We start from the raw sequence: 22,852 nt of genomic DNA, 5'->3' as shown, positions 1-22,852 counted from the left end.
AGGGGCCGACGTGGGCGAGACGCAGACCGGCACGGACAGCCTCCGCGCCGCCCGCCTGGTTTCAGCGGTCGTGGCGGCGCTGATGGCCGTGTCGTCCGCGGTGGGACTGTGGATTCCTGATCTCTACCGGGACTCCCCGGAGATCGGTGCGGAGCTTCGAGCCTACGACCTGGTCACCCTGCTGCTGGCCACGCCGCTGCTGGTCGGTGCGTTGGTGGTGGAACGACGGGGATCCGCCGGCGCACGCCTGGTCTGGCTCGGCCTGCTCATGTACGCCGGCTACAACTACGCGATCTACGTCTTCGGATCGTCGTTCAACGACATGTTCCTCGTGCACGTGGCCCTCCTGCCCTTGACGGTCGCGGCCGCGGTGCTGCTGTTCCGAAACTTCGACGCCGCCGCCGTCCGCCGGCGGTTCAGGCCGGGAACGCCGGTGCGTTCGATCAGCGTGGTGCTGATGCTCCTCGGGCTCGGCCTCGCCGGGATGTGGGTGTTCTACTCGTTGCGCTTCGCCGTCACCGGAGCGCTTCCGGACGAGAGCCAGCTGGTGCTCCCGATGCCGGCGGTGCATCTGGCGTACGTGCTCGACCTGGCGTTCTTCGCGCCGGCGTGTGTGCTGGCGTCAGTCCTGTTGTGGCTCCGCGACTCGTGGGGATTCGTGCTCGCGACCGCTGTGCTCGTGTTCGGTGCGTTGTACCAGGTGAACTACGTCGTGGCCCTGGTGTTCCAGGCCAGGGCCGGGATCGCCGGGGCTCGTGGATTCGATCCGGCGGAGCCGTTCGTCGTGGGAGTGCTCCTCGTCGCGCTCGTCGCGATGGCCGTCAACCTGCGCCGGGACTCCCGATGATCGACCGGGCGAGTCCGGGTCCCGGATGGGCCGGACCGGCGAGGACGGCGAGTCCGCCGGCCCCGTCCGCGAGCACGTGGTGCAGCACGATCACCAGTGCGGCCTGTCTGCCGGCGAGATCAGCGGCGGGTGTACGCACCGGGGGTCGTGCCCGTCCACCGGCGGAACGCGCGGATGAACGTCGCGGCCTCGGCGTAACCGAGCCGCAGCGCGACCTGCTCGACGCCGAGGTGGTGCAGCGTGATGAGCTCGATGGCCTTGACCCGCCTGGCCTCGTCCACGAGGTTGCGCAACGACGTTCCCTCCGCGGCGAGATGCCGGCGCAACGTGCGGGCCGACAGGTGTAGACGGGCGGCGATGAGGCCGGCGTCGGTAACACCTTCGGCGATGACCGTCCGCACGGCCTGAGCGACGCACGGGGCGCACTGTTCGCGCAGCAGTGAGAGGCACGTGCGCTCGCACGCCGTCATGGTGAGCGGATCTGCTTGCGGCAGGGGGAGGTCGAGCACCGCGCTGCTCGTGACGATCGCGTCGTGCGGCGTGTCGAACCGCACCGGCGCGCCGATCGCCTTCTCGTAGTCGGCCGACGGCCGGGAACGGCGGAGTTCCACGCGCAGAGAGGGCGGCGACTCACCGAGGATGGTCCGCAGAATGCCTGCCGTGACCGCGACCTCCCGCTCGGCGAGGAACGGTCTCAGCGCTGCCGGGGAGCGGCGGTCGTCCACGATCAGGTGAGCCTCGTCCTCGCACACCCGCAGGCTCAAGCCGGTCACCGCACAGGTGAGAGGCAGGTAGTGCAGGCCGAACTCGACGGCTCCCAGCACCGTCGGGCAGGTCAGCAACGCGAAACCCCAGATCCCGTAGGCGCGCAACGAGAGTCGTTCGCCGACGGCGAGCCCGACCCCGGCCGCGTGGCCGGTCGCGGTGACGAGGTTGGCGGCCACCGCGAGTTCCTGCGTGTCACTCACCACCGCGCCCTCACCGTGCAGCATCTCGGGGGAGATTCCGGTGCTGTGCAGACACTTCCGCACGTCCACGCCGTGTTCGGTGCCGACCTCGACCATCGCCCGCACTCCGGCCGTGCCCCGGCGGAAACCGGGCGGATGGCCGGAAAGGTCAACACGTCGGCCGTGACGGCCATCAGGTGGCACTGTCGATCTCCCTAACCTCGAACCAGGTTGAGGGCGACGGTGCCCGAATCCGACCTCACGATAGGGGCGGCCGGGACACCGACCTGTGGCATCACCCGGACGCCGATGATCCGAAAGGAGCACGCCATGACGCGCACGGTGCTGGTGACCGGAGGCAACCGGGGAATCGGCCGGGCGATCGCGGAGGCGTTCTTGTCCGACGGCGCGAAGGTGGCCGTGACGCACCGCGGCGGTGACTGCCCGGCGGGTGCCTTCGGGGTGAAGTGCGACGTGACCGACAACGAGCAGGTGGACGCGGCCTTCACCGCGGTCGAGTCCGAACTGGGACCGGTGGACGTGTTCGTGGCCAACGCCGGGATCACCGACAGCACGCTCATCACCCGCATGACCGAGGACAGGTTCACCTCGGTGCTGGACACGAACCTGACCGGGGCGTGGCGTTGTGCCCGGCGAGCTGCCACGCCGATGGCCCGTGCCCGGAACGGCCGGATGATCTTCATCTCCTCGGTGGTCGCGATGTACGGCAGCGCCGGTCTGACGAACTACGCCGCGAGCAAGGCGGGGCTGATCGGACTCGCCCGCTCGCTCGCCCGCGAACTGGGCAGCCGCGGTGTGACCTCGAACGTCGTCGCGCCGGGGTACGTCGACACCGACATGACCGCGGCGCTGCCCGAGCAGTACGGCAAGCTGTACCGGGAGTCGATTCCGTTGCGGCGCTTCGCCGAACCCGAGGAGGTCGCGGCCGCGGTCGTGTGGCTCGCGGGCGACTCGGCGCGGTACGTGACAGGGGCCGTGATCCCGGTCGACGGCGGGCTGGGGATGGGGCACTGATGCCGGTCTCCGTGTTGTTGATCGACGACGAAGTCCTCGTGCGCCAAGGGTTCCGCAACGCCCTGGAAGAAACGGCGGATGTCGTGGTGGTGGGTGAGGCCAGTCGTGCGGCCGAGGGACTGTGCCTCGCACGACGACATCAGCCCGAGGTGGTGCTCACCGCGGACGTCACCGACCTGCCGCGCCTGAGGACGTGTGTCACGGGTGGCGTCATCGTGCTGGCCTGGGAGTGCACGGACGAGCGGCTCCACCGGGTGCTCACCGCCGGCGCGAGAGGGCTTCTCCTGAAGCGCGCGAGCCGCGAGGAACTCGTGGCCGCGGTGCGTGCCGTGGCACAGGGCCACGCCCACCTCGGCGCTGAGGTGGCGGGACGCCTGCTGGACCGGTTCGAGATACTGCCCCCGCCCGAGGAGGCCGACCGCGGGCTGGGACTGCTCAGCGATCGCGAACGTCAGGTCCTGGTCAGGATCGCGCGCGGCCGCAGCAACGACGAGATCGCGCGAGAGCTCTACCTGACCTGCGCCACGGTGAAGTCCCACGTCTCGCACATCCTCGCGAAACTCGGTCAGCCCAACCGGATGCACGCGGCACTGCTCGCCCAGCGGCTGGGACTGCTCACCCGGGCCGGGTGAACGCGAGCACGACGTTGTGCCCGCCGAATCCGAACGAGTTGGAGATCGCGGCGACGACCCGCGCGTGCCGCGGCCGGTCCGCGACGATCTCCAGCTTCACGTCGGAGTCCTGGTCGTCGAGGTTGCGCGTCGGCGGGACGACACCGTCGCGCACGGCCAGCACGGTGAAGATCGCCTCGACCGCACCCGCGCCGCCGATGAGGTGACCGGTCACGGACTTGGTCGCGGTGACCAGCGGGTGCGGGCCCAGGGCCTCCAGCACCGCGGCGGCTTCGACGCGGTCGCCGACCTGGGTGCCCGGCGCGTGCGCGTTCACGTGCGTGACGTCGTACGGGCTCAGCGCCGCCGACCGCAGCGCCTGCCGGATGGCGCGGATCTGGCCGTCCGGTGACGGCGCGGTCATGTCGTGCGCGTCGGAGGTCATGCCGACGCCGGCGAGCCGGGCGGTGACGCGAGCGCCTCGTGCGCGGGCGAACGAGGCGCGTTCCAGCACGAGAGCGCCCGCACCCTCGGCCATGACGAACCCGTCACGTCTCGCGTCGAACGGACGCGATGCGGCCGAGGGGTCGTCGTGGTTGCGGGACAACGCTCCCATCCGGGCGAACGCCGCGATCGACAGCCGGCCGAGGCACGCCTCGGTGCCACCGGCGACGACCACGTCCGCGAGCCCGCGGCGCAGCAGCGCGGCGCCGAGCGCGATGGCTTCCGCACCGGAGGCGCACGCGCTCGTGGGGGCGTGCGCACCACCTCGTGCACCGAGATCCATGCTGACGGCGGCAGCCGGGCCGTTCGGCATCAGCATCGTGACGGTGAACGGCGAGACGCGGTCGGGACCGAGCTCCTGACACCGGTCGTACTGCTCGACCAGCGTGCCACCGCCACCCAGCCCGGTGCCGAACACCACCGCCAGCCGCTCGGGCTCCACCTCCGGTGCTCCCGCGTCCGCCCACGCCTGCCGTGCCGCGACGACGGCGAGCTGCTGGCACCGGTCCATCCGGCGGCGTGCCACGCGGTCGAGCAAAGACCCGGGGTCCTCGCGCACCGGCGCGCCGAGCCGCACCGGCAGGTCGGCGGCCCACGGAGCGTCGAGCACGCGCACGCCGGAGGTGCCCGCGAGCAGTGCGTCCCAAGTGGACGGGACGTCACCGCCCTGAGGGGTCGTCATGCCGAGGCCGGTGATCACGATTTCCTCCTCTTCTCGCGGCAGCGGAGGCAACGAAGGATGTGACAGGGCGAAGTCGAGGAACGTGTGTTCATGAGGCATGTGTCGAGGAGAACACCGCGGCTGCTCCGGCGGCAGCGGTCGCGAGACTGATTCCCGGCTCCGTCTCGCGACTGATCACAATGCCGGCGGCTCTCCGTAACGTCTGCACCGCAACGGAAATCTCCGGAAACGGGAGTTGATGCGCGGTGTCAGCGGAAACGACGGCCGACGTGGCGAACCTGGCGGAACTGTGTCGCAGGCAGGTGGCACGCAGAGGCGAGGAACGCGCGTTCGTGTTCCTGGAGAGCGGCGTCGTGGAGTCGGCCGCACTCACCTACGCGGAACTGGATGTCCGCGCACGGGCGATCGCCGTACGACTGCGGTCACTCGCGCAGCCGGGATCTCGCGCGCTGCTGTGCCATCCGCCCGGGCTGGAGTTCGTGGCGGCCTTCCTGGGGTGTCTGTACGCCGGCATCATCGCGGTGCCGGCGCCGCCGGTGCGCAGGGCGTCGGGCGACGCGCGGCACACCCGGTTGACGGCCATCGCCGACGACTGCGAACCTGCCCTCCTGCTGTCCACAAAGGATACTTTGGCCGGACTGCAGGCGATCCTCGGCCAACGGCCGTTGATCCCGCTCGCCACCGATACCGTGACCGACGGTGGATCCGAGTGGAACGACACGGACGAACAGCACGAGATCGCCTACCTGCAGTACACCTCCGGCACCACGGGCAGGCCCAAAGGCGTCGTGCTCACCCATGCGGGCGTGCTGCACAACCTCGAGCTCATCGTCCGGGGCGGCTCCCGGCCGGACGAGGACTACAGGCGGGTCGCGCCGACGGTGTCGTGGCTCCCGGTGTTCCACGACATGGGGCTCGTCGGCGGCGTGTTGCAACCGCTCTTCCTCGGACAGCTGTCCGTGCTGATGTCGGCGCAGTCCTTCGCACGGGTGCCCGCGAACTGGCTGCGGGCGATCTCGCGCTACGGAGCGGAGATCGCGGCCGCACCGAGCCTGGGGTACGAACTGTGCCTGCGCCGGGTCACCGACGACCAGCGGGACGGACTCGACCTGAGTCGCTGGCGGATCGCCGCGATCAGCGACGAGCCGCTGCACGCGTCGACGATCGACCGGTTCACCGCGCGCTTCGCCAGGTGCGGGTTCCGCCGCGAGACGTTCTTCCCCAGCTACGGCATGGCCGAGTCGACCGTGCTGATCAGCGGCGGTCCGCTCGACGGGCAGCCGGTGGTGCGCCCGTTCGACTCGGCCGCGCTGGAGCGGGGCAGGGTCGAACGGGCGTCCAGCGGCGCCGGTGCGCGAAGCCTGGTGGGCTGCGGCGAACCGGATCCCTCGCTGGACGTGGTGATCGCCGACCCGGAGACGTGCACGCCTCTCGGACCCGGCGAGGTCGGCGAGATCCTCGTGTCCGGTCCGAGCATCGGTGCGGGGTACTGGAACGACCCGATCGGCACCGAGCAGACGTTCGGCGCACTGGTGGACGGACGCCGGTTCCTGCGCACCGGAAATCTGGGATTCCTCTTCGAAGGTCAGCTCTTCGTGACCTGCCGGATCCCCGACCTGCTCGAGGTGGACGGACGCCAGCTCTACCCGTACGACGTCGAGGCGACCGCGGCGGACAGCCACGCAGCGGTGCGGATGGCGTGCGCGGTGATGGACGGCTCGGACGTCGTGATGTTCGTCGAAGTCGACCACCGGCACCGGACCACGTCCCAGGACGAGATCCGGTACGCCGTCTCCACAGCGGTGCACGCGGAGAACGGAGTGGTGCTCAGCCGGGTGGCACTGCTGTCACCGGGCGCGCTGCCGCTCACCACGAGCGGAAAGCTGCGCCGTGCCGCCTGTCGTGCGCTCGTGCTGGGAGGCAAGTGATGCAGCTCCGCGACGGAGTGCGGCTGCCGAAGGGGGTCGCGGGTGGCCGGCGGAAGTTCACCACGCTGGTCGACCTGTGCCGGGCCCGCAGTGCGGCCGAACCCGATCTGCGCACCTACTCCTTCTACGCCGACGGACGAACCGAGTGGGACGCGCTGACGCTGGCCGACCTGGACCGCCGGGCGCGGGCGCTGGCCACCCGGCTCGGTGAGCTCGCACCCCGCGGCACCCGAGCGCTGCTGTGCTTCGAGCCCGGCCTGGACTTCCACATCGCGTTCCTCGGCTGCCTGTACGCCGGGCTGATCGCCGTGCCGGTCGCGCCGCTCGACGGCACCAGGACGAGCCTGAAGGTGAGCCGGATCTCGTCGATCGTCGAGAGTTGCGGGCCGGAACTGCTGCTCTCCACCGGCCTCACCTTCGCCAAGTGTCTCGCGCTGGTCGAGGAGTCGCCTGCACTGTCCGGCCTGGTGCGCGTCGCGGTCGACGAGACCGACCCCGCGCTCGCCGACCGGTGGACGCCGCCCGGCATCGGCATCAACACTCCGGCCTACCTGCAGTACTCCTCCGGATCGACCGGCGAGCCCAAAGGCGTGACGCTGACCCACGGCAACGTCCTGCACAACCTCGCGCTGATCCACGACAACCTGTACCGCCCGTCCGACGAGGAAGGACTGCTCCGCCCGCCGAGCGTCTCGTGGCTGCCCTCGCACTACAACATGGGCCTGATCGGCGGTGTGCTGGACCCGCTGTACGCGGGGCGGCCGGCGGTGCTGTTCCCGGCCGGGATCTTCGTCCGCAGCCCCGTCAGCTGGCTGCGGCTCATCTCGCAGCTCGGCAGGGCCGACAGCTGCGCGCCGAACTTCGCGCTGGACCTGTGCGTGCGACGCGTCTCCGAGGCCCAGCGGGCAAGGCTCGACCTGAGCGGCTGGGAGATGGCCCTGATCGGCGGTGAGCCGGTCAGGGCCGGCACGCTCGAGCGTTTCCTCGAGGTGTTCGTCCCGGTGGGTCTGCGCCGGGGCACGCTCGTGCCGGGCTACGGCCTCGCGGAGTCGACCGTCATGGTCACCAGCGCCCTGGTGGGAGAAGGGCCGGTGATCCTGCGCTGTGACGCCGATGCGCTGACCAGGGGGCGCGCCCTGCCGGTCGATCCTCCCGGTGGCAGGAGGCTGGTCAGCTGCGGTCCCGTCCCGCCGTCGGTCACGCTCGTGATCGCCGATCCCGGCACGCTGCAGGAGTGCGCGGAGGGCGAGGTGGGAGAGATCTTCGTGCAGGGCCCGAGCGTGGGCACCGGCTACTGGAACCGCCCCGACGAGGTGTTCCACGCCGAGCTGCCCGGCAGGCGCGGCACGTTCCTGCGCACCGGTGACACGGGCTTCCGCTGGGACGGCGAGCTGTTCGTCACCGGAAGGGCGAAAGAGGTGATCATCGTCGCGGGCGCCAACCACCATCCGCACGACCTCGAGGCCACCGCGGAAACCTCGCATCCGGCTGTGCTGGCCTGTTGCGTGCTCGGCGTCGAAGACGGGCAACGGGAACAGGTCGTCGTGCTGGCGGAAGTGGTCGGCGACGTCGACGTGAACGAGATCGCGACCGCAGTGCGCCGCACCGTCCACACCGGACACGGGGTGAGGGTCGACGACGTCGTGCTGCTCGCGCCGGGTACGTTGCCGCGCAGCTCCAGCGGCAAGCTGCTGCGAGGAGGTTGCCGGGCCGCTTACGCGGCGGGTGTGCGCGGTCCCGCCTGACGAGGGCGTTGTCCTGGGTGCTCAGCCGGCCGGGCCGTCACCGAGCAGCGCGTCGAGCGTGACGAACTCGTAGCCGCGTGCCCGCGCGGCGGCGATCACGTCCGGCAGCGCGTCAGCGTCCAAAGTGGATCTGTCGTCGGGGTGAGATCCGATGTGCATCAACACGATCTCACCGGGCTGCAACGCCTCGATCGTGCGATCGACCACTCGCCGCGCGCTACCACCGGCAGCCGTGCCCTGCCAGCCGAGCGTGTCGACGGTCCACCGCACCGCGACGTAGCCCCGCGCGTTCACGGCTGCGATCGTCCGTGCGTCGCGATCACCGTAGGGGAAGCGGAACAGCGGCCGGGGATCGGCGCCGGTGCGCAGCAGAACCTGCTCGGCCTTGGTCAGTTCGCCGGCGATCTCGTTGTCCGGCAACCGGGTCAGGTACGGGTGCGTCATCGAGTGGTTGCCGACGCGGTGCCCGGCGGCGAGGATCGCCTGGACGTGACCCGGATCGGCCTGCGCGAAGTCACCGGTGAGGAAGAACGTCGCGTGCACCCGCTGGTCCGCCAGCGTGCGCAGGATGCTGGGCAGTCCCGCGGCGTTGGCGCCCGCGTCGAAGGTGAGCGCGACGACCTTGCGATCGGTCGGCAGTCTGGAGACGTCCTGGCCGCGCAACGACTCCGGGAAAGGGCTACCCGGAGGAACGGTCGTCGTCCGGGTCGTCGTCGGTGCCGTCGTCGCCGGCGGAGCGTTCGTGGGTGTGGTCGTGCTGGTGGTGGTCGTCCGAGCGGCCGACGTGCTCGGTGGCGCCGCGACCGGTGGTTCGGGAGCCGGCCGGAGCAGCGCGAAGATCAGTACCACCACACCACCGAGCACCAACACCGCCGCGCCGGCCACAAGGGGTCGGTGTGCCGTGATCCATGCCTTCACCGCACTCACCTCCACCGTCCAGGGTCGTGGCTGGAGGGTGCGCCGAACCGGGCAGGAGGTCCCCTTCCGCCGGGGCCGGAAGGCGGTGCCGGACACCTCCACCGCCCGCGCTGTGCGATCGGGCGCCACACGCCCGGCCGACCAGGACGGGACCTTCGGATTCCGGCGATGGCACCGAACGTCCCTGATGGACACCTGGCCCGGAAGGCGATGCTCGTGCGAGGACCCCTGCTGTGCCGAGGCCCGGGCCGGCGACACGGCTCGGTGACGAGGAGCCGCGATGAACACCGTGGTGCTGGACGTCAGCGGCCTGCGCTGGGCCTCCGAGCAGAACGTCGTGAACGCCGAGCTCGGCAGGCAACCCGGCGTGCACCTGGTCGAGGTCAACCCGGCCGCGCAGACGGCGACCGTGCACTTCGACCCGGCCGTGACCTCCGTGGCGGACCTGCGACCCCATTGCGGAACCGGGCGCTGAGCACTCCCCGCACGAGAAGACCGGCCACGGCGCGATGTCGATGGCCGCTGACCTGCGCAACCGGTTCCTGGTAGCGCTGCTGTTCTCGATTCCGGTCGTGCTGTGGTCATCTGTCGGCACCGCGGCGTTCGGGCTGCTCTTGCCGACGCCGTTCGGGATGCGCGCGGACGTGTGGTCGTTGTCGCTGAGCCTGCCGGTGATCTTCTACTCGTGCTGGACCTTCTTCGACGGGGCCTGGCGGGCGTTGCGGGCCCGGACGCTCGACGGGACGGTGCTGGTCGCTGTCGCGGTGGGCGCGGGCTGGGGGTGCTCGGCGGTGATCACGCTGACCGGCGGGGGAGAGGTCTTCTACGAGGCCGCGACCGCACCGGCCGCGTTCGTCCTGTTGGGACACTGGTTCGAGATGCGTGCCCGTGGAGGTGTCGACGACGCCATCCGTGCGCTGCTGGACGTGGCGCCGCCCACGGCCGTGGTGCTGCGGCACGGTGAGGCCGCCGAGGTGCCGACGGCCGAGGTGGCGGTCGGCGAGCTGCTGCTGGTCCGGCCGGGGGCGAAGATCGCCGTGGACGGTGTTGTCGAGGACGGTGACTCGGAGGTCGACGAGTCGATGGTCACCGGTGAGAGCCTGCCGGTGCACAAAGCGCCCGGATCGACGGTGGCCGGCGGGACCACCAACTCCTCCAGCACTCTCCGCGTCCGGGCCACCAGGGTCGGTTCGGACACCGCCTTGGCGCAGATCGTGAAACTCGTCCAGGAAGCGCAGAACTCGAAGCCACCGGGGCAGCGGCTCGCCGATCGCGCGGCGTTCTGGCTGGTCCTCGTGGCGCTCGCGGGCGGAGGACTGACGCTGACGGCCTGGTTGTCGTCCGGTGCCTCGTTCGCGACGGCCGTCCTGTTCGCGATCACCGTCGTGGTGGTCGCCAGTCCCGACGCGCTCGCGCTCGCCACCCCGGTCGCGGTGGTGGTCGGCACCGGGCTTGGGGCGAAGCGAGGTGTGTTGTTCAGGAACACCGCGGGCCTGGAGATGTCGGCCCGGATCGATGTCGTCGTGATGGCCGCGACCGGCACGCTCACCAAGGGGGAGCCAGAGGTCACGGACGTGATCACGGATGGTGTCGGCGAGGAGGAACTGCTGCGGCTCGTCGCGACGGTCGAGCGGGAGTCGGAACACCCGCTCGCGGCAGCCGTCGTCCGCCGCGCACGCGGACTCGGCGGGACAGGGGCCGAGCGGGTCGAGAACGTTCCCGGCCACGGTGCCGTCGCCGACGTGGCCGGGCACCGGGTGGTCGTCGGAGACGGAGAACTGCTCGAACGCGAGGGCGTCGACCCGGGGCGGATGGCGGCCCGCCGTGACGAGCTCGCCGCCACAGGCCGCACCGCGGTCCTCGCCGCCGTGGACGGCAGGGCGGTCGGTCTCATCGGCATCGCCGACGCACCACGGGAAACCTCGGCCGCCGCCGTGCGAGCGCTGCACGAAATCGGGATCGACACCGTTGTCGCCGAGGTGCTGCCGGAGGCGAAGGTCGCCGAGCTGCAACGCGGCGGCCGCCGGGTCGCGGTGGTCGGTGACGGCGTGAACGACGCTCCCGCGCTCGCCCGAGCCGACCTCGGCATCGCCTTCGGAGCGGGAACCGACGTCGCCGTCGAGACCACCGACGTCGTGCTCATGCGCTCCGACCCGCTCGACGTACCGGCCGCCTTGCGCATCGGACGGGACACCCTGCGCAAGATGCGCCAGAACCTGGGCTGGGCCATCGGCTACAACACCATCGCGTTGCCGATCGCCGCGGGCGTGCTCGAACCGCTCTTCGGGTTCGTCCTCCGTCCCGAGATCGCCGCACTGTCGATGTCCGGTTCCAGCTTGATCGTCGTTGCCAACGCGCTGGCTCTCAAGCGGTTGACGCTGCGGGCGGCGGCGTCCGCGGTCCCGGTAGAGGCGAAGGTCCCGCCAGATGTGCTCCGGGGTGCCGCAGGGCCGCGAACGCACGACCCTGTCGACGCGGACGTGCGGCGACGGACGCTGACGTGATGGTGCAGCGATACGACATCCACCCCCAGATCCTCTCCGAGCAGCCGACAGCGGTCGCCGAGACGACCTTGGCGGTACCGGAGATCGGTCCGTGGCTGACGAAGACGTACAACGACATCGCCGCCGTCCTGGCGGGCTGCGGGATCGAGCCGACGGGCGCACCGTTCGCCCGTTACCACCGGCTGGAGGACGGCCGGTTCCGGGTGGAGGCGGGATACCCGGTCGGCGTGGCGATCGACCGCGCGGACGGTGTGCACCCCTCAGCACTTCCCGGTGGCCCGGCCGCCAGGACGGTGCACCTCGGGCCCTACGAGGCGATGGAGTCGGCGTACGGCGCGCTGACGTCGTGGGTGCGGGCACGGGGCGGCGACATCGCGGGCGACGCCTGGGAGATCTACTTCAGCGATCCGGAGGTCGAACCCGACCCGGCGGCGTGGCGCACCGGAGTCGTGCAGCCGTATCGGATGGCGCCACGCCTGGCGTGATCTCGCCGCAGCTCACCGGGTTTCGTCGTGGTGCGACGAGCACAGTGGCTCAGATCTGTGGCGACGAAGGTCCCTGTGGCACGCAGCCGTCGGGGAGAAGCCTTGAGGGTGTCGCGGACACTCACCACCCAACGGGAGGAGAACGCCATGCACCGGCTTTCCGTTGCTTCGCTGATGACCAGCGAGGTGATCACCGCGCACCCCGAGACGCCGTTCAAGGACCTGGCGCTGCTGATGAAGGAGCACGGCATCAGCGCGGTGCCGGTGGTCGAGGGGGACTACGCCGTGGGCGTGGTCTCCGAGGCCGACCTGCTGGCGAAGGAGGAGTTCCGCGGCGGAACCAGGCCCGCCGTTCTGTCGAGCCGGGCGGAGAAGCGGCGCTGGCGGCGGGCGCTCGGCGGCACCGCGCGTGAGGTGATGACGACGCCGGTCCGCACCATCCGCATGGACGCCTCCGCGAGCACCGCGGCGGTGGAACTGGCCAAGGCCGGCGTGCGCAGGCTGTTCGTGGTCGACGTGGAGGGCGCTCTGGTCGGGGTGCTGTCGCGGCGAGACCTGCTCAAGGTGTTCGTGAAGGACGACGAGGCGCTGCGGGCAGAGATCCAGGACGAGGTGTTCAGCAGCTCGACCTGGCTCAACCCGGCCACGGTGGACATCACTGTGCACGACGGCGTGGTGACGATGCGAGGACTGCTGGAGCGGCGCAGCGATGTGGACCTCGCCGCCTACTTCGTCCGCGCGCTGCCGGGCGTCGTCGGCTTGGAGAACGAGCTGGAGTACGAGTGGGACCACACCCTGCGTCCCCGCCGGGCCGGGATGTTCGGCTGACCGTGGAGAGGTGATCGTCATGCGTGAGGCGTTCGACGCCGAGCTGGCCGGGTTCCGCCGGCAGCTGGCCGATCTGGCCCAGCGCACCCAGGACGCGATGACCCGCGCCACCACCGCCGTGCTCGACGTATCGCTCAGCGGAGCCGCCGAGGTGATCAACGACGACGCCGGACTGGTCGAGGCGCACCACCGGATCGATCAGCAGGCTCTCACGTTGCTGGCCCGGCAGCAGCCCGTGGCAGGTGATCTTCGCACGATCATCGCAGGCCTGCGGACGAGCGCGGACCTCAAGCGCATGGCCACGCTGGCCCGTCATGTGGCCGAACTGGTGAGGCAGCGGCATCCCCGGCCGGTGGTCCCGTCGGCGGTGCGTCCGACGATCGTCGAGATGGGAGCGGTGGCGGCCAGGATGGCCGCGGCCGCTCAGGAGGCGATGACGACGGAGAACGCCGATGCCGCAGTGGCCCTGGAACGAGCCGACGCCGAGATGGACACCTTGCTCAGGTCGCTGTACGGCACGCTGGTCTTCGAGCACCGGTGGAATGTCGAGACGGCGATGGACCTCACGCTGCTCGGCCGCTATTACGAGCGGTTCGCCGACCACGCGGTGTCCGTTGCCAAGCGGGTCGCGTTCGCGGTCGGCTCCCGCGGATGATCTCGTCCGCGGTCTTCCTGTGACGGGAAGGCCGAAGGCCCCGCGCGAACCGAGTCGGTCCGCCCTGTCGTCCGTGCCCGGCGAAGAGGACGTTCGTTTCACGAGCAAGGGACCTGGAGCACCGGTCGTCGCCGGCGTCGACGGATCGGTGTCGGCGCTCGACGCCGTCGCGTGGGCAGCGGACGAGTGTGTGCGCCACAACGCGCCGTTGCGCCTGGCACACGCCTATCTGCCACCGATGCCGAGCCGCGCCGACCTGGGAGCCGCCGCCGGCCACATCGACGTTGCTCGGTTCCACGGCCGCGACGCTCGTGCACCACGCGCCGTGCCCCCTCGCGGTGGTCCGGCCGCAGCGGTGACGGCCGATGCCCTTCAGCGCGCGTCCGTCCGGCTGGTTCACGCGGTGCCGACACGCAGGTGTTCGACTGTGACATCCGCGTCCCGGCGTGCCGGCGCCACGTCCACCTTGCGTCACGTGCAGGCAGCGCACCAGGGACCTTCGGCTCGTACCGGCGTCCTGCGAACAGGCTCACCGGCTACGGGCATGTGCAGACGATCGATCTGGAGCCTTGAGCACTTCTGTTCGTGACACGTCAGGCGGAGTGAGCGCTCTCATCCACGGCGGGGCCCTGGGCCGGCGAGCCCAGAGGTTTCGGGACAAGACCGCATCCGGCTGTCAGAGAGGCACGTGCGGGTGACGCTGGTACGGCGCAGAGCGAGAGTCCTTGCCGCGCTTGAAGTCTGAATCCGGCTCGTCAGCGCGTGCGGAGCTGGTCCGCGAACTCGCGCAGGCGGGTGGCGGCGTCGGCGCTGAGGGGTTCGCCGTGTCCGGGCGCGATGACCTCGGGTTGCAGTGTCGCCAGTGTTCGGATCGATTCTTCGGCTGTGGGCCGGTGCCACGTGGTGTACCACGGCGGGCCTGCGAGCCGTCGTCGGCCGAACGCGTTGAGGTCGATGGTCAGCAGCGCGTCACCGGTGATCAACACGCGGTCGCGGCGACGGAGGTAGGCGATGTGGCCCGGGGTGTGACCGGGTGTCGGCACGGCTTCCCAGCCGGGCAGACCGGGTGGGCTGGAGAGCGGGTCGAGGCCGCGCGCGGTGCCGGTCAGGTCTCCTGCCGCGACGAGGCGGGCGCGGGTTTTCGCGGGCAGCAACCTCATGAGTGGTCCGATCAGCCGGCGGTCGAGCGGGTTGGCGTACTGGGGCATCAGTTTCCCCGCGGCTTGAGGGAGTTCCGCCGGATGCACGTGCACCGGCATGTCCCACCGGTGAGCCAGGGCGGGGGCGGCTCCGGAGTGGTCCGGGTGCAGGTGGGTGAGCAGGATCGCGGTCGGGCGCGTTCCCTTGCCGAGCAACGCCAGGGTGGCGTTGGAGACGGTGTCGGCGTCGCGTCGCCAGCCGGTGTCGATCAGGACCCAGCCCTCGTCCGCGCGCACCAGGTAGGCGTTCGTGGCCATGAGGCCCCGCCCGAGCGCGATCACGTACACGTCCTCGGCGACGCGTTCCGCCGGCATGCCCGCCTCCTCACGGTGTGCTGACCCGTCGAGGATCCTGCGGGCCGAGCTGGCGGGACAGGGCAGTTCGGCCGTGGCGCGGCGGTTCCTCGGTGCCCAAGGGGCAGAGGTCCCTGCGGAACGGGGATGAGCGTCACTGCCGTGCGTGGCGGCCCGTCGCGACCATGGAGGAGTGACGAGGCTCCGCGATCTCTTGCAGCGCTACCGCCCGGCGGGGACGCCGGGTGCGGCGGCGCGGCCGGGAGTGCCCGCGGACCGGGCGGCCGAACTGGCGACCGAGCTCGAACCGGTGCTCGCCCTGCTGGCCGAGGCGGAGGCACAGGCGGAGCGCATCCGGCGCGAGGCGCGTGCCGAAGCGGCCGGGATTCGTGAGCAGGCGGCCCGTCACGCCGAGAACTTCCGCGCCGAGGCGGTCGATCGTGCCGCGACGGTGCGTGCGCGCGCCGCCGCCCGTGCGCGGGCGGAAGCGGCCCCGGACGGCGAGCAACTCGTCGCGGCCGCTCGGGAGCGCTCCGAACAGACGCGGGCGCGCGCCGCGGCTCGCGCGCCTCAGCTGGTGGACCGGGCGGTGGCGTCGGCCCTGTCGGCGCTCGCGGAGGTCGTGCCGTGAGCGCGGCGTGGACCGCGGGCGGTGTGCGGGCGCGGGCGCTGCTGCGCCGGCGAGCGGGCGCCGTCGGCGCGCGTGAGGTGGCGAGCTGTGCCTCGCTGGCAGAGGCGCAACGGTTGCTGAGCGCCGGTCCCTATCAGCGCCATCTGCGGGTGGGACAGTCGTTGGAGCAGACGGAGCACGCGGTCGCCGCGACCCTGTTGTGGCACCTGCGGGTGCTCGCCGGGTGGCAGCCGCGGGCGGGGGCCGAGCTGGTGAGGCTGCTGGCCGGGTGGTTCGAGGTCGCGAACGTGCTGGAGCACGTGCGGTCCCTGACCGGGGAGAGCACGGGTGAGCTGTACCGGCTCGGCACCCTGGCCACCGCCTGGCCCCGGCTCGCCGCCACCACCTCGCTCGCCGAACTGCGAGACGCACTCGCCGCCTCGCCCTGGGGCGATCCCGGTGCTGCCGACCCGTGGCGGATCGCGTGCGGCGTGCAGCTCGGCTGGGCGGCGCGAGTGGCGGGTGGCGTGTCACAGGCTTCGGCGTGGGCCGCGGGTGCGGCGGCGTTGCTGGTCGCGCGGGCGCGGTTCCTGCTCGGCCGACCGGCACCGGAGTCGGCGCTGCTCGGACCGGAGGTGCCCGGCGACCTGGTGGCGTTCGCCGGTGCTCTGCCCGGTGAGGCGGCCTGGGCGCTCGTGGACGTCCAGGAACCCGCGGATCTCTGGCGTGCCGAGGAGCGGTGGTGGACGCGGGTCGAGAACGACGCGCACACGCTGCTGCGCGGTCCGGGCTTCGGTCCGGGGCCGGTGGTGGGCTGCGCCGCCCTGCTCGCGCTGGACGCCCGGCGGGTGCGTGCCGCGCTCGAGCTCACCGCACACGGCGGCCGGCCGGTGGAGGTCTTCGATGCCCTTGCCTGAGGCAGTGGCCCCGGTCCGGATGGAACGGGTGGCGATCGTCGCGCCCGAGGCCGTGCTGCGCGACGCGGTGATGAAGCTGTCGGGTCTGGTCGACATCGACCGCACCGACGAGGAGCTGGAGAAGGTGGTCGCCGGCGCGGTCCGGCGCGGTGAGGTCGCGGCGCTGGTGGGATGGTGCCCAGCGGTGGAACGGCCGGCCGTCGCGGCTGCTCTCGCGGAGGTGGGCGCCGCGCTGGTGCCCATGCGCGCGCCGCGTGGAGTGGACCCACCGACCCTGTTGCGCGGAACCGGGACTGTGCGGCGTTCCTTCACGCCGCTCGTCAGCACGTACGGCACCGTGCCGTACCAGGACGTCGATCCGACGTTGCTGGCCGGCGCCGCCTACGTGCTGATGTTCGGGATGATGTTCGGCGACGCCGGCCAGGGACTGCTGCTGGTCGCGGTCGCGGCGCTGGTGCGCACCTGGCCCCGGCTCGCCCGCTGGCGCTCCGCCTGGCCGTTCGTGGCCGGTGCGGGCGTGGCCAGCACCTTCTTCGGCGTTCTCTACGGGGAGTTCTTCGGACCGACCGGCGTCGTCCCGGTGTTGTGGGTCGATCCACTGGAGGACCCCGTTCTGCTGCTGGGGGCGGGTGTCGCGGCGGGGGCGGTGCTGCTCGCCGCCGCTTACGCCGTCGCCATCGTCAACCGGTGGCGGGAAGGCGGTCCGCGGCTCGCGGTGTACGCGGCGTCGGGGATCGCCGGGGCCACGCTGTTCCTGGGGATCGCCGGCGTGGCCGGTGGTCTGTTGCTCCACGCCGATCTCGTCGTCGTGGGTGGCGCCGTCACGGCGGTGGCCGGGCTGGTGCTGGCCGGAGTGGGTTTCGCGGCCGCGTCCGGTGGTGGTGCGGCGGGCGTGGCGCAGGCCGTGGTGCAGTTGTTCGACATCGTGATCAGAACCGGGTCGAACCTGGTGTCCTTCGCCCGGCTCGCGGCGTTCGGCCTGGTGCACGCGGCGATCGGTTCCGTGGTGTGGCTGGGCACGACCGCGCTGGCCGGCCACGGGGTGGCGGGGATCGGCGCGGCGGTCTTCCTCTTCCTGCTCGGCAACGCCCTGGCGTTCTCCCTCGAGGCGCTGGTCGCCGCGATCCAGGCGTTGCGCCTGGAGTTCTACGAACTGTTCTCGCGGGTCTTCGAGATCGAGGGCCGGCCCTTCCGCCCGTGGCACGGGGAGGCACGATGATGGTCTGGTTGGCAGGCTTGCCGGTGCTCGTCGCCGCCTGCGCGGGAGCGGTGCTGCTGGTGCGGCGCAAGGGACGCGCCGTTCTCACCGTGTTCCTCGGGCTGAACGGGCTTCTTCTGGTGGGCGCGGCGATCGTGCTGGTCGTGGCGCTGAGCGGCGTCGACGCGGCCGCTTCACCGCTGACCGTCGCCCAGGGAGCTTCGCCCACGGCGAACTGGGCCGCGCTCATCGGCGCGGCGATCTCGGTCGCCGGATCGTCCATCGGCGCGGCGATCGCCGTGGCGTACACCGGAGCGGCCGCGCTGGCCGCGCTGAGTGAGCGTCCGGAGCTGTTCGGGCGGGCCATGGTGATCGTCGGTCTCGCCGAGGGCATCGCGATCTACGGCCTCATCGTCGCCGTGATCCTCATCGGGCAGGCGTGAGTCGTGGGGGCCGTGGCCGTGATCGGGGCCGGAGTGGACGGCTGGGCGCTCGCCGGGGCACGTGTTCACGACGCGGGCGACGACGCGTCGGTGCGCCAGGCGTGGAGCTCTTTGGAGGACGACGTCTCGGTCGTGCTGCTCACCGAAGAGGCGGCCCGCGTGCTGAGCATCGAGCTCACGGCCACGTCCTGGCCGCTCGTGGTGGTGATGCCGCCGTGAACGCTCAGCTGGACGCGCTGGCGCCGGTGATCGCGGCACTCCTGGCGCGGGCGCGAACCGAGGCGGAGCAGGAGCTCGCGGACGCGCGCCGTGAGGCCGACAGCACGCTCGCGGACGCCCGAGCGGAAGCACGGCGGATTCTGGCCGAGGCCGCCGCCGCGGGCAGGGCCGCCGCGGCGGAGTCGATCGCCGCCGAGCACCAACGCGCCCGCCGCGAGGCCCGTGCGCTGGAACTGGCCGTACAGCGCGAAATCTACGACGACTTCGCACACCGGGTCGCCGCCGCCGTCTCGCGGGCCTTCACAGATCCGCTGATGCGCACGCGGCTCGTCGCGTCGGTGCGGGCCGAACTGGGACCCGATGCGTCGGTGTGCGACGGCGACGGCGGGGGCGTGCTCGGCGTGGCGCCGGGCAAACGACTCGATCTCGGCGTCCAGGCCGTCACCGCACGAGCAGTCGAGGCACTCGGCGACGAGGTGCGAGAGCTGTGGGCGTCGTGACCGCGGGTCGCGTCGTCCGGGTAGCCGGTCCTCTGGTCGAAGTGCGCGATGTCGGCCCGGTGGCGATGCACGACCTGGTCGCCCTCGGCCCGTCGGCCATACCCGGTGAGGTCGTGGCGATTCGTGACGGTTTGGTGAGTCTGCAGGCTTATGAGTACACGGGCGGTCTCGGCCCCGGTGCCGCGGCCGTGCCGGCGGGCAGACCGTTGTCGGTGCGGCTCGGCCCCGGCCTGCTCGGCAGGGTGTTCGACGGACTGCTGCGCCCGTTGTCGGCGGCTCCCGCCTTCCTCACGCCGGGTGCCGCCATCAAGGACGGCGACCAGTCGTGGCGGTTCGAGGCGCGCGTCAGCGAGGGCGAGGTCGTGGAGCCGGGGCAGATGCTCGGCGTGGTGGCCGACGCCGGTGCGTTGGAGCACCGCGTGCTCGTGCCGCCGGGCACCGCTGGTGTCGTGGAGTCGTTGGCGGACGGGAAGTGCGAGCCTGACGCGGTGATCGCGACCGTGGGTGGCGCGCCGGTCGGCCTGATCGCGAACTGGCCGGTGCGGGTGCCGCGGCCGCACCGCGCCCGCCGGACCGCGGTCGAGCCGCTGCGCACCGGTCAGCGCGTGGTGGACCTGCTGTTCCCCATCGCACGCGGCAGTGCCGCCGCGGTGCCGGGCGGCTTCGGCACCGGGAAGACCGTGCTGCTGCAGCAACTCGCGAAGTGGTGCGACGCGGACGTGATCGTCTACATCGGATGCGGTGAACGCGGCAACGAGCTCGCCGAGGTCGTCGCGGAGCTGTTCGAGCTCACGGACCCGCGCACGGGCGGACGGCTGGCCGACCGAACGGTGGTCATCGCCAACACCTCCAACATGCCGATGATGGCGCGCGAGGCGAGCATCTACACCGGTGTCGCCGTGGCCGAATTCTACCGGGACATGGGCTACCACGCGGTCGTCATCGCCGACTCCACCTCGCGCTGGGCGGAGGCGCTGCGCGAGTTCGCCTCCCGGACCGGCGCACTGCCCGCCGAGGAGGGCTATCCCGCCGACCTCGCCTCCGCACTCGCGGCGTTCTACGAACGCGCCGGTTCGGTGGAAACACTGGGCGGGTCGACCGGCTCGGTCACGATCATCGGCGCCGTGTCGCCACCGGGCGGAGACATGACCGAGCCGGTCACCGCGCACACCGAACGGTTCGTGCGCGCGAGGTGGACGCTCGACCGCGACCTCGCCTACTCCAGGCACTACCCGGCGGTGTCGTGGTCCGGCTCGTTCTCCCGCGACGCGCCCGCGATCGGCGGCCACCACGCGCGCGAGAACGACCCGGACTGGCCGGCCCGGCGCGACCGCGTGATCGGGTTGCTGGCCGAGGCGGACCGGCTGTCCGCACTCGCCGAACTGGTCGGCGCCGCCACGCTCTCGGCCCCCGAACGGGTCGTGCTGCTCGGCGGACGGCTGCTGCGCGACGGTGTGCTGCAGCAGAGCGCACTGTCCTCAGTGGACGCTCCGGGTGGTGACGAGAAGGCGGCCGCGCTCGTCGACGCCGTGCTGGCGGTGGTGGACGAGTGCCGACGGCTCGTCGGCGCGGGCGTCGCCGTCGAGGACGTCGAGGAGTTCGACTTCACCGAGTTGGTCCGGCTGCGTGAACGGGCAGGGCCGCGGGACGTGGAGCTCATCGGGCAGTGCCGGGACGTGGTGCTCGCCGGGTTGCGGAGGCTGATGTGACAGAGGACGTGGGAAGGCGCGTCGAGTTCACCGGGGTGCGGGAACTGCGCGGACCGCTGGTCGTGGTCGCGGGCGTCACCGGCGTCGGCTGGGACGAGTTCGTGCGCATCCGGCTGTCGTCCGGCGAACTGCGGCACGGACTGGTCCTGGAGGTCGACGACGACCTCGCCGTCGTGCAGGTGCTGGAGGGCACCGCCGGGATGAGCTGCTCGGGCACGTCCCTGGAGTTCACCGGAAGCCCGCTGGACGTTCCGGTCGGCACCGGGTGGCTCGGCCGGGTGTGCGGGGGCCGCGGCCAGCCGATCGACGGCGGCCCGCCGGTGTTCGGCACGCGCCGGGAGCCGGTGACCGGAGCCCCGCTGAACCCGACCTGGCGCGAACCGCCCGCGGAGCCCGTGTTCACCGGTGTGTCGGCGATCGACGCGTTGACCACGCTCGTGCGCGGCCAGAAACTGCCGCTGTTCTCCCTGCCGGGACTGCCTCACCTGGAACTCGCCACGCAGATCGCCGCACAGTCCACAGCGGAGGGAGAACAGTTCTGCGTGGTGTTCGCTGGCATCGGCCTCACCCACGCCGACGCCGCGTTCGCGCGCGACGCGCTGGAGGAACGCTCGGCCGCGGGAGAACTGGTGCTGCTGCTCAACACCGCGGACGACCCGGTGGTCGAACGGATCCTCACCCCGCGGATCGCGCTGACCATCGCCGAGGAACTGGCCTTCCGCGGCGGCAGGCACGTGCTGGTGGTGATGACCGACATGACCAGCTACGCCGAAGCGTTGCGCGAGGTGTCCGCGGCACGTGGGGAGATCCCGGCCAGACGGTCGTATCCGGGCTACCTCTACAGCGACCTCGCCACGTTGTTCGAGCGCTGCGGCCGGATCCGCGGCAGACCGGGCTCGGTGACGGTGCTGCCGGTCCTCACCATGCCGGGCGGCGACATCACCCATCCCGTGCCCGATCTCACCGGCTACATCACCGAAGGACAGATCGTGTTCTCCGCCGAGGCGCACGCGCGCGGTGTGTACCCGCCGGTCGACCCGCTCGCGTCGTTGTCGAGGCTGATGCGCAACGGCGCGGGACCCGGCCGCACTCGCGCCGACCACCTCGACGTCGCCGCGCAGCTGCTGGCCGCCCTGGCACGTGCCAGGCAAGTCCGCGACCTCGCCGAGCTGATCGGCTTGAGTGGACTCGGCCGCACCGACCGGGCGTATCTGGAGTTCGAACAGGCTTTCCGCGACGACCTGATCGGCCAGCGCCGCGGCGAGACCCGCTCGCTGGACGACACCCTCGAGCGGGCGTGGAGGGTGCTCCTGCGGCTGCCCCGCTCCGAACTCGTGATGCTGCCCACCGCCTTGCTGGAGCAGCGATGACCGCGATCCGGATACCACCCGGCCGGTCCGGCCGCTCGTGGCTGCGCCGCCGCCTGGCCGGCGCGGAGCGCGCGGCCGAGCTGCTGGAACAGAAACTGCGGGCGTTGCACGCGGAACAGCGACGTCTCGAAGCGGCCGTCGGCCGCAGCGGCGCCGAGTGGACCGCACGCCTCACCGAGGCGCGAACCTGGATGCTGCGCGCCGCGCTGGTGGGAGGCAGGCGTGGCATCCGTCTGGCGGGCACAGCCGCGGAGGCGGAGGTCACCATCTCGTGGACGGCGACGCTGGGCGTGCGTTACCCGGCCGCGGCGACCTGCACCCCACCGGACTCGGAGTCCGCACTGCCCGGTGGCACGGCGATCACGCGCGCGGCCGAGGAACAACGCCGGGCACTCGACGCGGCCGTTCAGCACGCTGTCGCCGTCACGGCACTGCGACGGGTGTCCGCCGAAGCCGACGCGACCCGGCAACGCGTGCGGGTGCTGCGGCGGCACTGGGTTCCCCGGCTGCGCGACGCGCTCGCGCGCACCGAGCTGGAACTGGAGGAACAGGAACGCGCGGAGGGGGTGCGGCACCGGTGGGCGGCCTCCCGGTGATCCGCGGCCGACGAGGGTCTCATCTCCGGTGAGCACAGGGGCTCACCGGGACGACGACGAAGGGCCCTGGGTGGCGCGGCCGCGGCGAGGAACCCTTGACGGCGGAGG

Annotated in this window: 25 protein-coding genes; 20 read left to right on the top strand and 5 right to left on the bottom strand. The window is 71.7% G+C overall.

The window, feature by feature from the left end; genetic code table 11:
• Positions 1-10: 10 nt before the first annotated feature.
• Complete coding sequence (locus AOM45_RS39895; RefSeq protein ID WP_030469883.1) at positions 11-847, top strand: hypothetical protein; 837 nt, start codon at positions 11-13, stop codon at positions 845-847.
• On the opposite strand, the gene AOM45_RS51380 is transcribed toward AOM45_RS39895, so the two are convergent.
• Together AOM45_RS51380 and AOM45_RS39890 are read right to left on the bottom strand one after the other, a co-directional pair.
• Entirely contained in the window at positions 822-986 is a 165-nt protein-coding gene (locus AOM45_RS51380; protein WP_156094052.1) for a hypothetical protein, read from the bottom strand. The genes AOM45_RS39895 and AOM45_RS51380 overlap by 26 nt on opposite strands.
• Positions 967-1,911: an AraC family transcriptional regulator gene (locus AOM45_RS39890; RefSeq protein ID WP_051784058.1), complete on the bottom strand. Its 945-nt coding sequence runs from the start codon at positions 1,909-1,911 to the stop codon at positions 967-969. Before AOM45_RS39890 ends, AOM45_RS51380 begins: the two co-directional genes overlap by 20 nt.
• 213 nt (positions 1,912-2,124) lie before the next feature.
• Between AOM45_RS39890 and fabG the strand changes: the two genes are divergently transcribed.
• Together fabG and AOM45_RS39880 are read left to right on the top strand one after the other, a co-directional pair.
• Complete coding sequence (gene fabG, locus AOM45_RS39885) at positions 2,125-2,829, top strand: 3-oxoacyl-ACP reductase FabG (protein WP_030469885.1); 705 nt, start codon at positions 2,125-2,127, stop codon at positions 2,827-2,829.
• Entirely contained in the window at positions 2,829-3,461 is a 633-nt protein-coding gene (locus AOM45_RS39880) for a LuxR C-terminal-related transcriptional regulator (protein ID WP_030469886.1), read from the top strand. The genes fabG and AOM45_RS39880 overlap by 1 nt, the downstream gene beginning before the upstream one ends.
• On the opposite strand, the gene AOM45_RS39875 is transcribed toward AOM45_RS39880, so the two are convergent.
• Positions 3,445-4,725, bottom strand: a complete 1,281-nt coding sequence (locus AOM45_RS39875; RefSeq protein ID WP_081902358.1) for a beta-ketoacyl-[acyl-carrier-protein] synthase family protein — start codon at positions 4,723-4,725, stop codon at positions 3,445-3,447. The two genes, AOM45_RS39880 and AOM45_RS39875, sit on opposite strands and share 17 nt — an antisense overlap.
• A 146-nt stretch (positions 4,726-4,871) precedes the next feature.
• On the opposite strand from AOM45_RS39875, the gene AOM45_RS39870 reads away from it, so the two are divergent.
• Both AOM45_RS39870 and AOM45_RS39865 read left to right on the top strand, forming a co-directional pair.
• Entirely contained in the window at positions 4,872-6,554 is a 1,683-nt protein-coding gene (locus AOM45_RS39870) for a fatty acyl-AMP ligase (protein WP_051784059.1), read from the top strand.
• Positions 6,554-8,299, top strand: coding sequence for a fatty acyl-AMP ligase (locus AOM45_RS39865; RefSeq protein ID WP_156094053.1), 1,746 nt, complete (start codon positions 6,554-6,556; stop codon positions 8,297-8,299). The genes AOM45_RS39870 and AOM45_RS39865 overlap by 1 nt, the downstream gene beginning before the upstream one ends.
• 21 nt (positions 8,300-8,320) lie before the next feature.
• Here AOM45_RS39865 and AOM45_RS39860 read toward each other — a convergent pair whose 3' ends face one another.
• The gene (locus AOM45_RS39860; RefSeq protein WP_063757107.1) at positions 8,321-9,217 is read right to left on the bottom strand and encodes a polysaccharide deacetylase family protein; all 897 of its coding nucleotides are present in this window, start codon (positions 9,215-9,217) and stop codon (positions 8,321-8,323) included.
• A gap of 280 nt (positions 9,218-9,497) precedes the next feature.
• Between AOM45_RS39860 and AOM45_RS53250 the strand changes: the two genes are divergently transcribed.
• The 6 genes from AOM45_RS53250 to AOM45_RS53915 all read left to right on the top strand — a co-directional run bounded on the left by AOM45_RS53250 (position 9,498) and on the right by AOM45_RS53915 (position 14,278).
• On the top strand, positions 9,498-9,692 hold the full coding sequence (locus AOM45_RS53250; RefSeq protein ID WP_063757105.1) for a heavy-metal-associated domain-containing protein: 195 nt from the start codon (positions 9,498-9,500) through the stop codon (positions 9,690-9,692).
• 40 nt (positions 9,693-9,732) lie between these two features.
• Positions 9,733-11,721, top strand: a complete 1,989-nt coding sequence (locus AOM45_RS39855; protein ID WP_236704003.1) for a heavy metal translocating P-type ATPase — start codon at positions 9,733-9,735, stop codon at positions 11,719-11,721.
• Positions 11,721-12,206 (top strand): GyrI-like domain-containing protein, encoded by a 486-nt coding sequence (locus tag AOM45_RS39850; RefSeq protein ID WP_156094054.1) that lies wholly within the window; start codon positions 11,721-11,723, stop codon positions 12,204-12,206. The genes AOM45_RS39855 and AOM45_RS39850 overlap by 1 nt, the downstream gene beginning before the upstream one ends.
• A gap of 108 nt (positions 12,207-12,314) precedes the next feature.
• Positions 12,315-13,034 (top strand): CBS domain-containing protein, encoded by a 720-nt coding sequence (locus tag AOM45_RS39845; protein ID WP_236704002.1) that lies wholly within the window; start codon positions 12,315-12,317, stop codon positions 13,032-13,034.
• Positions 13,035-13,053: 19 nt separating this feature from the next.
• Positions 13,054-13,689: a phosphate signaling complex protein PhoU gene (phoU, locus tag AOM45_RS39840; RefSeq protein ID WP_035911645.1), complete on the top strand. Its 636-nt coding sequence runs from the start codon at positions 13,054-13,056 to the stop codon at positions 13,687-13,689.
• Positions 13,577-14,278, top strand: coding sequence for a universal stress protein (locus AOM45_RS53915; RefSeq protein ID WP_346004600.1), 702 nt, complete (start codon positions 13,577-13,579; stop codon positions 14,276-14,278). Before phoU ends, AOM45_RS53915 begins: the two co-directional genes overlap by 113 nt.
• Before the next feature lie 166 nt (positions 14,279-14,444).
• On the opposite strand, the gene AOM45_RS39835 is transcribed toward AOM45_RS53915, so the two are convergent.
• On the bottom strand, positions 14,445-15,203 hold the full coding sequence (locus AOM45_RS39835; protein WP_030469894.1) for an MBL fold metallo-hydrolase: 759 nt from the start codon (positions 15,201-15,203) through the stop codon (positions 14,445-14,447).
• A 172-nt stretch (positions 15,204-15,375) separates the two neighbouring features.
• On the opposite strand from AOM45_RS39835, the gene AOM45_RS39830 reads away from it, so the two are divergent.
• Genes AOM45_RS39830 through AOM45_RS39790 form a run of 9 tightly spaced genes read left to right on the top strand, consistent with a single transcriptional unit; the run spans position 15,376 to position 22,744 of the window.
• A complete protein-coding gene (locus AOM45_RS39830) occupies positions 15,376-15,813 on the top strand; it encodes a hypothetical protein (protein ID WP_051784061.1) in 438 nt (145 codons plus the stop codon).
• Positions 15,810-16,709 (top strand): V-type ATPase subunit, encoded by a 900-nt coding sequence (locus AOM45_RS39825; RefSeq protein WP_030469896.1) that lies wholly within the window; start codon positions 15,810-15,812, stop codon positions 16,707-16,709. The genes AOM45_RS39830 and AOM45_RS39825 overlap by 4 nt, the downstream gene beginning before the upstream one ends.
• Positions 16,696-17,928, top strand: a complete 1,233-nt coding sequence (locus AOM45_RS39820) for a V-type ATPase 116kDa subunit family protein (RefSeq protein WP_030469897.1) — start codon at positions 16,696-16,698, stop codon at positions 17,926-17,928. The genes AOM45_RS39825 and AOM45_RS39820 overlap by 14 nt, the downstream gene beginning before the upstream one ends.
• Entirely contained in the window at positions 17,925-18,350 is a 426-nt protein-coding gene (locus AOM45_RS39815; RefSeq protein ID WP_030469898.1) for an ATP synthase subunit C, read from the top strand. Before AOM45_RS39820 ends, AOM45_RS39815 begins: the two co-directional genes overlap by 4 nt.
• A 3-nt stretch (positions 18,351-18,353) precedes the next feature.
• On the top strand, positions 18,354-18,569 hold the full coding sequence (locus tag AOM45_RS39810; protein WP_030469899.1) for a V-type proton ATPase subunit F family protein: 216 nt from the start codon (positions 18,354-18,356) through the stop codon (positions 18,567-18,569).
• Positions 18,566-19,069 (top strand): V-type ATP synthase subunit E family protein, encoded by a 504-nt coding sequence (locus tag AOM45_RS39805; protein WP_030469900.1) that lies wholly within the window; start codon positions 18,566-18,568, stop codon positions 19,067-19,069. The genes AOM45_RS39810 and AOM45_RS39805 overlap by 4 nt, the downstream gene beginning before the upstream one ends.
• Positions 19,057-20,778 carry a V-type ATP synthase subunit A gene (locus AOM45_RS39800; protein WP_156094057.1) on the top strand — a complete coding sequence of 574 codons (1,722 nt, stop codon included), beginning with the start codon at positions 19,057-19,059 and terminating at the stop codon, positions 20,776-20,778. Before AOM45_RS39805 ends, AOM45_RS39800 begins: the two co-directional genes overlap by 13 nt.
• Positions 20,775-22,148: a V-type ATP synthase subunit B gene (locus AOM45_RS39795; protein ID WP_030469902.1), complete on the top strand. Its 1,374-nt coding sequence runs from the start codon at positions 20,775-20,777 to the stop codon at positions 22,146-22,148. The genes AOM45_RS39800 and AOM45_RS39795 overlap by 4 nt, the downstream gene beginning before the upstream one ends.
• Positions 22,145-22,744, top strand: a complete 600-nt coding sequence (locus AOM45_RS39790; RefSeq protein WP_030469903.1) for a V-type ATP synthase subunit D — start codon at positions 22,145-22,147, stop codon at positions 22,742-22,744. The genes AOM45_RS39795 and AOM45_RS39790 overlap by 4 nt, the downstream gene beginning before the upstream one ends.
• Positions 22,745-22,852 lie beyond the last annotated feature (108 nt).

This window comes from Lentzea aerocolonigenes (assembly GCF_000974445.1).
Taxonomy (GTDB): Bacteria; Actinomycetota; Actinomycetes; order Mycobacteriales; family Pseudonocardiaceae; genus Lentzea; species Lentzea aerocolonigenes.
This window is presented reverse-complemented; position numbering and strand designations above follow the sequence as displayed.